The organism is Arthrobacter arnarulunnguaqae, from assembly GCF_051262515.1.
Taxonomy (GTDB): Bacteria; Actinomycetota; Actinomycetes; order Actinomycetales; family Micrococcaceae; genus Arthrobacter_N.
Map to the genome: position 1 here is coordinate 25,694 of NZ_JBIMER010000023.1, position 10,701 is coordinate 36,394.

10 protein-coding genes are annotated in these 10,701 nt (G+C 67.3%); 2 read left to right on the forward strand and 8 right to left on the reverse strand.

Features of this window, described 5'->3' with window-relative positions; all coding sequences use genetic code 11:
* Positions 1 to 28: 28 nt before the first annotated feature.
* Positions 29 to 1,780, reverse strand: a complete 1,752-nt coding sequence (mhpA, locus tag ACHAAJ_RS14505; protein WP_435728952.1) for a bifunctional 3-(3-hydroxy-phenyl)propionate/3-hydroxycinnamic acid hydroxylase MhpA — start codon at positions 1,778 to 1,780, stop codon at positions 29 to 31.
* 243 nt (positions 1,781 to 2,023) lie between these two features.
* Here mhpA and ACHAAJ_RS14510 point away from each other — a divergent pair, with 243 nt between their 5' ends.
* Positions 2,024 to 3,124: an oxidoreductase gene (locus ACHAAJ_RS14510; protein ID WP_435728953.1), complete on the forward strand. Its 1,101-nt coding sequence runs from the start codon at positions 2,024 to 2,026 to the stop codon at positions 3,122 to 3,124.
* Between the two features lie 7 nt (positions 3,125 to 3,131).
* Here the strand turns inward: ACHAAJ_RS14510 and ACHAAJ_RS14515 are convergent, their stop codons facing one another.
* From ACHAAJ_RS14515 to ACHAAJ_RS14540, 6 genes are all read right to left on the reverse strand, one after another.
* Positions 3,132 to 3,845: an IclR family transcriptional regulator gene (locus ACHAAJ_RS14515; protein WP_435728954.1), complete on the reverse strand. Its 714-nt coding sequence runs from the start codon at positions 3,843 to 3,845 to the stop codon at positions 3,132 to 3,134.
* Positions 3,846 to 4,079: 234 nt separating this feature from the next.
* Entirely contained in the window at positions 4,080 to 5,123 is a 1,044-nt protein-coding gene (gene dmpG / locus ACHAAJ_RS14520) for a 4-hydroxy-2-oxovalerate aldolase (protein WP_435728955.1), read from the reverse strand.
* A gap of 9 nt (positions 5,124 to 5,132) precedes the next feature.
* Positions 5,133 to 6,083, reverse strand: coding sequence for an acetaldehyde dehydrogenase (acetylating) (locus ACHAAJ_RS14525; RefSeq protein ID WP_435728956.1), 951 nt, complete (start codon positions 6,081 to 6,083; stop codon positions 5,133 to 5,135).
* A gap of 17 nt (positions 6,084 to 6,100) precedes the next feature.
* Positions 6,101 to 6,943 (reverse strand): 2-keto-4-pentenoate hydratase, encoded by an 843-nt coding sequence (locus tag ACHAAJ_RS14530; RefSeq protein WP_435728957.1) that lies wholly within the window; start codon positions 6,941 to 6,943, stop codon positions 6,101 to 6,103.
* Positions 6,940 to 7,881 (reverse strand): 3-carboxyethylcatechol 2,3-dioxygenase, encoded by a 942-nt coding sequence (locus tag ACHAAJ_RS14535; RefSeq protein WP_435728958.1) that lies wholly within the window; start codon positions 7,879 to 7,881, stop codon positions 6,940 to 6,942. The genes ACHAAJ_RS14530 and ACHAAJ_RS14535 overlap by 4 nt, the downstream gene beginning before the upstream one ends.
* A gap of 91 nt (positions 7,882 to 7,972) precedes the next feature.
* Positions 7,973 to 8,422, reverse strand: a complete 450-nt coding sequence (locus ACHAAJ_RS14540; protein WP_435728959.1) for a PaaI family thioesterase — start codon at positions 8,420 to 8,422, stop codon at positions 7,973 to 7,975.
* 219 nt (positions 8,423 to 8,641) lie between these two features.
* Here ACHAAJ_RS14540 and ACHAAJ_RS14545 point away from each other — a divergent pair, with 219 nt between their 5' ends.
* Complete coding sequence (locus ACHAAJ_RS14545) at positions 8,642 to 9,085, forward strand: VOC family protein (RefSeq protein WP_435728960.1); 444 nt, start codon at positions 8,642 to 8,644, stop codon at positions 9,083 to 9,085.
* Positions 9,086 to 9,154: 69 nt separating this feature from the next.
* On the opposite strand, the gene ACHAAJ_RS14550 is transcribed toward ACHAAJ_RS14545, so the two are convergent.
* Positions 9,155 to 10,531 carry an MFS transporter gene (locus ACHAAJ_RS14550; protein WP_435728961.1) on the reverse strand — a complete coding sequence of 459 codons (1,377 nt, stop codon included), beginning with the start codon at positions 10,529 to 10,531 and terminating at the stop codon, positions 9,155 to 9,157.
* Positions 10,532 to 10,701 lie beyond the last annotated feature (170 nt).

The following is a 10,701-nucleotide window of genomic DNA, read 5'->3' on the forward strand; positions in this document are numbered from 1 at the left end:
GGGGAGCCGGACCGTTTTGCGTGAGGGACTAGCCCAGGAGCTCGCGGGCGTCATCAGGAACCTGCACCGCTCCGTGGGCCGCCGGCTTGCCGGTGAACGCCATGGAACGCAGGATCGCGTCCAGCGTCGCGGGGGCGTTCTGCGTCAGGCAGGCACCGGCGACGAACCGGTCCGGACGCAGGAAGACCAGCGGAGTCGGGCGATCGTCGAACCACTTTTTCATGCGGCCGGTGTGGTCGCCGAGAACCAGCACGTCCTCGCCCATGTCCCGCTCCGCCCACGCCCGCTGCGTCTCGGGCAGGACGCAGACCAGGCGGGCGCCCAGGGTGCGGAGCTTCTCCAGCGACTCGGACGGGAGCACGTCCTTCGGGCTGTTGCCCCATACGACGACGGCCCACCAATTGCCGATCGCGTCGTCCAACAGGACGTTCGCGCCCGCTTTCGAGTTGACGCGCGGCTGCGGGAACTGGACGCCAACCGGAGAGACCTTGTTGTTTGCCGTCAGCACCGGCACCAGCTTGCTGGTCAGCCTTGCCGCGGCGCGGCCGGACGCCTGCGTATTGGGATCCGCCAGGACTCCTTGTGTGTAGCGCGGCATCGGCTTGAACTTCATGTCGGAGAAGTAGCTCTTCACCGACGGGAAGAGATTCAGGACCGACGACGCCGCGTCGCGGCCGGCGGCCAGCAACGGGTTGGTGATCTTGATGAAGTTCCCGAACGTCAGGGACAGATCCACCATCGCCTGGGCGTGCTCCTTGCGCTCCGTGGTGAAGGTGTCCAGCAGCGCGTCGCCTGCCTGTCCCGACAACACTGCGGCGAGCTTCCAACCGAGGTTGGTGGCATCGCGCATGCCCGAGTTCCACCCCTGGCCCATCCAGACTGGCATCAGGTGTGCGGCGTCGCCGGCGATCAGTTGGCGGCCCTTCCGGAAGTTGCCGGCCACGCGTGCGTGGTGCGTGAACACGCGACGGCGGATGAAGTCCAGTTTCGACGGGTCCGGGACGTGCGCGCTGAGCAGGTTGTTGACGTAGGCCGGATCCGTGACCTGATCTTCCGTCTCGCCGTCGTGCAGCATGAATTCCCAGCGCCGTACGGCGTGGGGCAGACCGATCGAGACGTAGGGGCGCTTCGGATCGGCGCCGAGAAACACGTTGGGCGTGCCGAGCGGATCGTTGTTGACGTCCACGACGAGCCAGCGGGTGGAGGGGGACTCGCCCTCGAAGGAGACTCCCATGCGCTTGCGCGTCGGTGACTTGCCGCCCTCGCAGCCCACCAGGTACTGGGCGGTGAAGTTCCGTTCCTCGAGTTCCCCGTCAGGCCCGGCGACCAGTGCGACGGCGGTGACTCCGTCGGCGGTTTCCCGCACGTCTTCGACGCGGTGGCCGAAGAGCACCTGAACGTGTTTGAAGCGCGCGAGGCCCTCGTAAAGCGCCTTGTCCGCCTCCGGCTGGATGAAGCCGTGCTTGCGGCCCCAGCCGAATTCGTCGGTCTGGGGGTTGTTGACGAGGATGACCTTTCCGGCGCCGTTGACCAGCCGCATGATGTGCTGCGGCGTGGTGTGCGGCTGGATGGTGTCCACGAGGCCGACGGTCTGGATGGTGCGGAAAGACTCGTCGTCCAGGCCGACACCGCGCGGATAATCGATCAGCTGGTCCATGGCCTCCAGCACGGTGACCTTGCGGCCGTACATGCCGAGGACGTTCGCCAGCATCAGGCCGGCTGGACCGGCTCCAACGATCAGTACTTCGCTGGCATCGGGGCTGGGCGTGGGGTTGTTCATGAGAATCTCATCCTTCAGTGTATATAGCGCACAGTTCAAGCGATATGTGCAACAACTTGCGATCCATCTCATCAGCAGACTGTGACGCAGGTCAATAGTCGTGTTCTGTTGCGCGGAACGTTCGAGCGCCGGAAAACCCCCACGGGGAATATTGGGCACCCGTCCCGTCCTTGTGGAAGCAGTGCGCCGAGGACTCCGGCGTATCGACCACGAAAATCCACGAGACTTTCTAGGACACCGCACATGCCTCACTTTGCTCCCCTCTGGAACTCCTTCAAGATCGGCCCCACAGAGGTGCCCAACAGGGTTGCCCTGGCGCCCATGACCCGCGTGAGCGCCACCGAGGACGGCTACGCCACGGACCGCATGGCGGCCTATTACTCGCGGTTCGCCGACGGGGGCTTCGGGTTGCTGATCACCGAGGGCATCTACACGGACACCGCCCACAGCCAGGGCTACCGCTTCCAGCCGGGCCTGGCGACGGCCGAACAGGCCGAAGCGTGGGCGCAGGTCGTCGACGCCGTCCATGCGCGCGGATCCCGCATGTTCGCCCAGCTGATGCACGCCGGCGCGCAATCCCAGGGCAACCGGTTCGTCCCGACGACGGTCGGCCCCTCCGCGATCGCCCCGAAGGGCGAGCAACTCGGCTTCTACCGCGGGGAGGGTCCCTACCGCCGCCCGGCCGAGATCACGAGGGAACAGATGTGCGAGGTCCGGGAAGGCTTCGTCGCCGCCGCGCTGAACGCCCGCGCCGCCGGATTCGACGGCGTGGAGATCCATGGCGCCAACGGGTACCTCCTGGACCAGTTCCTCACCGACTACCTCAATGAGCGTACGGACGAATACGGGGGAACGCCCGAGAACCGTGTGCGCTTCGCCGTCGAAATCAGCCGGGCCGTCCGCGAGGCAGTCGGCCCGTCCCTGAGCGTCGGCATCCGCATCTCTCAGGGGAAGGTTAGCGACCACGGACACAAGTGGTCCGGCGCCGCGGAGGCTGAGACCATCTTCACGGCCCTCGCCGCGACCGGGATCGACTACATCCACACCACGGAACGCCGGGCCGACGCCCCGGCCTTCGAGGGGGGCGGCGATTCGCTCGCGGCCCTGGCCAAGCGCCATTCCGGGCTGACCATCATCGCCAACGGGAGCCTGGACGATCCCGCCTCCGCGTCGGCGCTCGTCGAGTCTGGCGCGGCGGACGTGGTCGCCCTCGGGAAGGCAGCGCTGGCCACGCGAGACTGGCCGCGGCGGGCCCGCGGAAACGCCGGGTTCGACGAACTGGACGGCAGCGTGTTCTCGCCCGTGGCCGATGTCAAGGACTGGGAGCTGGTCGCCTCCGCCTGAGGCGCTGCTAGGATTCCATCCGCTCGGCGATGCGGGCGGCGGCGGCGCGGAGTGGGCCGACGGCGTTCGTCGCCGCTTCTTCGCGGACGGTGATGACGTTCAGACACGCCTCGATGCCCACGGCCCGCGCGTCCAGCGGGACGGCGAGTCCATACATGTTCGGTTCGACCTCGCCGAAGGTGAGCGCGAAGCCGTCGGACCGCACCCGTGCCACGACCGCGATTTCGCTCCCCGACGTGGGGCCCGCGGCGAGCAGCGCATGGCCGGCGGCCCCGCGTTCCAGCGGGTGGCGGCTGCCCTGCGAAAACGCCACGTGGTACGAGCCGCGCGTGGGCGCGACGACGGCGAGGGCCACGGCGTCGTCCCCCTCACGCACGATGAGGGCAACGGTCGCGCCGAGCCCGTCCGCCGTCTCGCGCAGCACCGGCAGCGCCGCCGCGTTGACCGCCCGCAGCGCGGCGGAGGACAGGGCCAGCAGGCCGGCGGCGCCGCGGTAGCGGGCATCGTGGCCGCGGTGCACCAAGCGCGCATCGGCCAGGGTGTTCAGGATCCGGTACGCGATGGTGCGGTGGACGCCGGCGCGCTCGGCCACCTCCGCCACGCTCAGTCCGTCGCGGGAGAGCGCCACGGCCTGCAGAACATCCAGCCCGCGCGCCAGCGTCTGGGATCCCGCGGTGCGGGAGGCCGGGCGCTTCAACTCGACGTCGGGTTGCTGGTTCACGGCTCGATCTTCGCACATGCCGCAGGTGCCGCCCGCGCCCCGAGGACTATGCACGTTGGCGAATGTCCCCGCGCCGGTGGAGGGCTCCGCAACGGGCCGGTCGCCAGCTCGAAGCAAGCCCACGTAGATCTCGACGAAGCACGATGCCGAACTCTCCGGTTTCGACGAAGGTAGATGTTCTTTTTTGCCCGAATTGGAGCATCTACCTTTGTCGAAACGGTAAGTGGGGAGGGGCTACTTGCCCTCGGCCGCCAGTTGCACGGCGACGTCGACGATCATGTCCTCCTGGCCGCCGACGTAGCCGGCCTTGCCGATCTCCTCGAGGATCTTGTATGCGGGGACGCCGTACCGTTCGGCGGCGCGTTCGGCGTGGATCAGGAACGAGGAGTACACCCCCGCGTAGCCCTGCATGATGGACGCGCGGTCCATGACCGGCATGCGGGTGATGAACGGCTTGACGACGTCCTCCGCGGCGGCCATGAGGCCCTGCGTGTCGACGCCCGTTTTGATCTCCAGACGGTCGAACGCGGCGGCCAGGACCTCGGTGGGGGAGTTGCCCGCACCGGCGCCGAGGGCCACGAGCGTGCCGTCGATCTGTTTGGCCCCGGCACGCACCGCGTAGACCGAGTTGGCGACGCCGAAGCTCATGTTCTGGTGGCCGTGGAAGCCGACCTGAGCGTCGTCGCCGAGCTCGGAGACCAGCGCGGAAACGCGGTCGGAAACGTCCTCGAGGATCAGCGCGCCGGCCGAGTCGACGACGTAGACGCACTGGCAGCCGGCGTCGGCCATGATGCGCGCCTGCTGGGCGAGGTTTTCCGGCGTCGTGCGGTGGGAGAGCATCAGGAAGCCGACGGTTTCCATGCCCAGCTTGCGGGCGTGCTGGAAGTGCTGAATCGAGATGTCGGCCTCGGTGCAGTGGGTGGCGATGCGCGCGACCGAGGCGCCGGCGTCGTGCGCCTGGTTCAGGTCGTGGATGGTGCCCAGGCCCGGGAGCATCAGGACGGCGATCTTGGCCTGCTTGGCCTCGTCGACGGCGGCCTTGATGAGGTCCAGTTCCGGCGTCAGGGAGAAGCCGTAGTTGAAGGAGGAGCCGCCGAGGCCGTCGCCGTGGGTCACCTCGATGACCTCGACCCGGGAGTCGTCCAGGGCGCGGACGACGTCGCGCACGTGGCGCTCCGTGAACTTGTGGCTCATGGCGTGCGAGCCGTCGCGGAGGGTGGTGTCCGTCAGGCGGACATCGAAGATCGTGGGCACGGGGGTGTCCGTGGTGGTGGTCATGGCGGGCTCCTACTTGGTTTCGGTGCCGGCGCTGGCCAGCTCGGCGGAACGCTCGTCCATGCGTTGGGCGAGCAGGTCGGCGGTCCGGGTGGCGGCCGCGGTGATGATGTCCAGGTTGCCGGCGTACTCCGGGAGGTAGTCGGCGGCGCCGGCGACCTGCACCCAGATGCCGACGCGGCCGTTGCCGCCCCAGTCCTCGCGCGCGGTGTCGAACTGCGGCTCGACGCGCAGTTCGTAGCCGGGCACGTAGTCGCGGATGTTCTCCGCAGCCGTCTCGATGGCGGCGCGGATCGCGTCCTGGGTCGCGCCGGGCTCGGCTGCCTGGGCGGGGATGGCGCAGTAGATGGTGTTGCGCATCATCATCGGCGGCTCGACCGGGTTGATGATGATGATCGCCTTGCCCCGCTTGGCCCCGCCGACGACCTCGAGTGCCTTGGCGGTGGTCTCGGTGAACTCGTCGACGTTGGCGCGGGTGCCCGGGCCGGCGGACTTGGAGGCGATGGACGCGACGATCTCCGCGTAGTCCACCGGGACGACGGAGGAGACGGCGGCGACGATCGGCGTCGTGGCCTGGCCGGCGCAGGTGATCATGTTGACGTTCATGGTGTCCGTCAGCGAGTCGAGATTCACGACGGGCGCGAGGTACGGCCCGACGGCGGCCGGCGTCAGGTCGATCGCGTGGATCCCGGCGGCCTTGTACTTGGGGGCGTTGGCCGCGTGGGCCTTCGCGGACGTGCACTCGAACACGAAGTCGGGCAGCTCGTCCTGCGCGAGGAGCCAGTCGACGCCCTCGGCGGAGGTGGTCAGGCCCAGGCGGGCGGCGCGGGCGAGGCCGTCGGAGGCCGGGTCGACGCCGATCATGTACTTGACCTCGACGTTCTTCGAACGGCGCATCAGCTTGAACATCAGGTCGGTACCGATGTTGCCGGACCCGACGATGGCGGCAGTCTTCTTTGCCATGGGGAAATCCTTAGGGGTTAGACGAAGTTGATGGTGAGTGAGCCGAGTGACCCGAAATCCGCGGTCGCGGAGCTTCCGACCTCGACCGGGAGGGCCTTCGTGAACGAGCCCGGCAGAACCAGCTGCCCGGCCTCCAAGGCCACGCCCTGTTCGCCGAGGACGTTGGCCAGCCATGCGAGCGGGGCGACGGGATCCCCCATGACGGCGTCCCCGGTTCCGGTCTCGCGGCGTTCGCCGTCGATCAGGAGCGAGCATTCGACGCCGGCGAGGTCCTCCACGGCGACGTCCAGCGGCGTCGTTCCGACGGCGATGGCGCCGCAGGACGCGTTGTCCGCGACAGTGTCCACGAGCCTGATGTCCCAGTTCTCCACACGGGAGTCGATGATCTCGATCGCCGCGTACACGGAGCCGATGGCCGCACGGGCCTGTTCCACGGTGACGCCCGGTCCCCGCAGCGTCTCCTTGAGCACGAATCCGAACTCGGGCTCGACCTTGGGAGCGATGAACGCACCGGCGGGCAGCTTGGCGCCCTCGTGGTGGACCATGTCCTCGAAGAAGAACCCGAAATCGGGGGAGTCGACGCCGAGCTGCTTCTGCATTGCCAGGGACGTCAGCCCGACCTTCCGCCCGGCCAGCACGCGGCCGTCGGCGAGGTGCCGCTCCAACTGGTGCGTCTGAACCGCGTAGGCGTCCTCGAGGGTCATGTCGATCACGCGGTCGCGCAGCGGAGCCACGGGTTCCAGCGTCTCGGTCGCGTCGAGGAGTTCGTCCGCCAAGCGGCGCATCTGCTCGTCCCGGGTCGCCTCGTCGGAGTGGTTGGAGGTCCAGTCGGCCGCGCCGCTCTCTGCCGCCGTCGTCATGGCTTGAGCACCGCCGTCGTCACTCCGAAGCCTGCGATGTATTCCTTGATGGGCTTGTAGAACTCGTACGTGACCTCGTATTCGCCGCAGGCGCGCAGCGCCGAGTAGGCCGCGACCCAGGTGCGGACCTCGTGCGAGGAGTGGCCGGCCGCTGCGGTCATTTCCGCCGGGATGTAGGCGTCGAAGCGCTGGACGTCGCCGGACTTGCAGGCCTCGAGGAACTCTCGGTCCCATTGGGGGTTCAGATCCATGATGTCCGCCTCGCCGCGGGCGAAGGCCTTGGCGGTGTCGATGGTGCGCTGCTGGCGGGCGGCGCGGGCCTCGGGAGTGGGGTGGCGGCCGTCCGTGAGGAACGCGCGCTGCTCTTCGGTCGCCGTCGCGATTTGCGGGACGGGCGGATCGTGGGACAGTCCGCCGGAGCCGATGAACAGCACCTTTTTGTCGGTGTCCTTGAAGTAGTTTCCGACGGCGGTGCCGAACTCGCGGATGCGGCGCATCTTGGAGAACGGAGGGGCCACGGAGTTCACGAACACGGGGATCACGGGGATGATGCTCAGGTCGCCGAAGATGATTTCCATGGGCTGGACCGCGCCGTGGTCGACTTCCATCTTGCGGGAGATCGCCGTTTCGATGTCCTGGTCGATCACATACTGGGCGAGCGCTTCGGCGGTGTCGGTCGGCACGTTGAGGGGGCCGGACCACGAGTCGTAGTCGCCGGTGCCGTGCGCCTCGTAGCCGATGCAGAACGGCGGCATGAGGTCGTAGAAGAAGCCGTTGTAGTGGTCCGGGCCGAAGTTCACGATCAGGTCCGGCTTGAAGTCCGCGGCGAAGGCGCGAACCTGGTCGAACGCGGCCTCGACGGCCGCCTTGACGTCGGCCGGGGGGGCCGTGTGTTCCAGCAACGGGCTGTGTGACATGCACACGAGGGCCTGTTTCATGGCGCTAGCTCCTTTGGTTCGTCCTGCTTCAATTGCACACCCGGCGGCCGGTGGTGAACATACGCCTGTTCCGCCTAACGGAACACGGAGGCTACTTGCCGACGTTGCGTTCCTTGATCACGTACGTGAACGTCGAGTGCACAAGCTCTTTGCCGTCGGCGTCGCGGACGGCGACCTCGGCGACCGCCACGGACCCGCCTCCGCGCAGGATCCGCGCCGTCGCTATGGCGGGGGAGGCCTTGGAGTTGGACATGAAGTTCAGGTTCGACTGGACCGCCAGCGGGAACTGGCCCGTTCCGGCGTAGGCCTGCATGGCCAGGAACGTGCCGGTGATGTCCGCTGCGCCGAAGAGGGCGGCGGCGGAGAACATGCCGGTGGCTTGGGACAGGGGCTCGGTCAACTGCATGCTCATACTGATCGAATCGGAATCGACCGCGTGGGGCTTCAGCCCCAGCGTGGCCACGATGTCGTCGAAGCCAAGCCGGGCGGTGAACTTGTCGACGTACACGGTGAATTCGTCGAGGTCGGCGGGATGTGCCATGGTCGGCTCCTTGGGTGGTGGTCGGCGTGTGCTTGGTTGCCGCGCGGCTGGGCGGCTGCCTTCACCCTAACGACGCCGGCACCCGTCCGTTGAGGACGGGTGCCGCCTGACAGAACGCCACGAAACACGCTCTCCGCAGGGTCGGTCGCGAAGGCGCCAGCGTGCACGCGCGCCTCTGTGGGGGTTGAGCGACCTGTCCAGGGCAATTACCGTGTGGCCATGGCCAGTCGAATTACCGAGTTCGTTATCAACGCCGTCGATCCGGACGCACTGGCCGCTTGGTGGTGCACAGTCCTCGGGTACGAGGTTCTGGAACGGGACGAGGAGGGCTGGGTCGAGATTGGACAGCCGGGGCAGGCGGTCCTCGTTGCCGACGACCCGGACGCGGACGAGGCGGACCGGGCCGCGCCATCGGCGCCTTGGCAGCCCACGCTGCTGTTCGCGCCCGTAGCCGAGCCGCCATTGGGAAGGCCCCGTCTCCACTTCGACATCAACCCCACCGACCGGGATCAGACCGCCGAGCTCGATTGGCTCCTGAACCTGGGTGCCGTACGAACCGAAGTGGGCCAGGCCGGCGACGAGTCCTGGGAAGTCCTCGCCGACCCCGAGGGCAACGTATTTTGCCTCCTCGCGAGCCGTGTGCGGGCGTTGCGTCGCGACTGATGGGACGGCGCAACGGACCCCGGCATGACACTGGAGTCCGCTGCGCCGCCGTCGTGCGGGAAGCCGCGCTTATGCCGACGAAACGGCAGATGCCTCGTCGCGAGCGGTCTGGTCGCGGGCCGCTCGGCCGCGGGTCTCCTTGGAGAGGTATACGGCGAGGGCCGAGAGGGCGATCAGGCCGATGAAGTACCAGGCGATGTTGGTGGTGCCGCCGCCGTTCTCCAAGCCGATGAGCCACGTGGCCAGCAGGGGCGCTGTGCCGGCTCCGAGGACCGAGCCGACCTGGAACGTCAGGGATACGCCGGTGTAGCGGTCCTCGGTCTCGAACTTTTCGGCGAGGAAGGCGCCGATCGGTCCGTACATCGAGGCCTGGATGATGGGATTGCCGACCATGAAGGCCAAGGCGATCAGCCAGAAGCTACCGGAGTTGAACATGGCGAACATCGGGAAGACCAGCGTCACGGAGACGGCGGCGCCTGCGAGCATCACGGGCTTGCGTCCGTACTTGTCGGAGAGCCAGGCGAAGAACGGGATGGCGAAGATGTGCACGAACGAGGATGCGGTCAGCATCATCAGCGCCGTTTGGCGGTCGACGGCGCCCGATGCCACGACGTAGGGAACCATGAAAACCGCGAGGAGCGCCTGCATGAACAGCGGTCCGGCCACCGCGAGGATGCCGTATACCGACGAAAGCGGGTACTTCTTCAACACTCGCAGGATGGGGACGCCAGTGTGGATTTCGCCGGCCTGGCGGGCCTTGACGAAGGCCGGGGACTCGGTGACGCGGTACCGCAGGTAGAGTCCGATGATCACGAGGGCCGCAGACATCAGGAACGGGATGCGCCAGCCCCAGCTGAGGAACGCCTCCTCGGGCAATCCGGCGAAGAGCCCCAGGATCAGGGTGGCGAGGACAGAACCGGTCGGACCGCCGGTCACGGCAATCGAGGCCGCGATTCCGCGGTTCTTTTCCTTGACGTGCTCGGCTGCCATCAGCGTGGCGCCGGCCCATTCGCCGCCGACGGCGAGCCCCTGCACAACGCGCAAGAGTACGAGGATCAGCGGGGCTGCGACGCCGATGGCCGCATAGGTCGGCATGAGCCCGATGCAGATGGAGACGATACCCATCATCATCAGGGTGATGAACAGCATGTTCTTGCGCCCGAACTTGTCACCGTAGTGGCCGAACAGGATGCCGCCGATGGGGCGGGAGATGTAGCCAGCCAGGAGGATCACGAAGGACAGCATCGTGCCGAGTGCGGGATCCATGTCGGCAGAGAAGAAGAGCTTGGGGAAAACGAGTCCCGCGGCTGCGGCGTAGAGCAGGAAGTCGTAGTACTCGACGGTGGATCCGAGGAAGCTGGAGACCAGCGCGCGGCGGGTGTCCTTCTTCGTTGATTCACCATGCGCCGACGGAACGGCCGTCGAATGCGAGGGGATGGAAGACATGGTTTCTCCTGAACATGCTGTGTGGGATTGGACCGGTGGGTCTGCCACAAGAGTGCAGGCTGTGATGACCGACACCTACGCTGTGTGCCGAAGAGTGGAACGTTAATCCAGTTTCGCTCCTCGAAGGATGTTCGCCAACGTGGGCTTTCGCGCCACTCTGCTCATGCGGT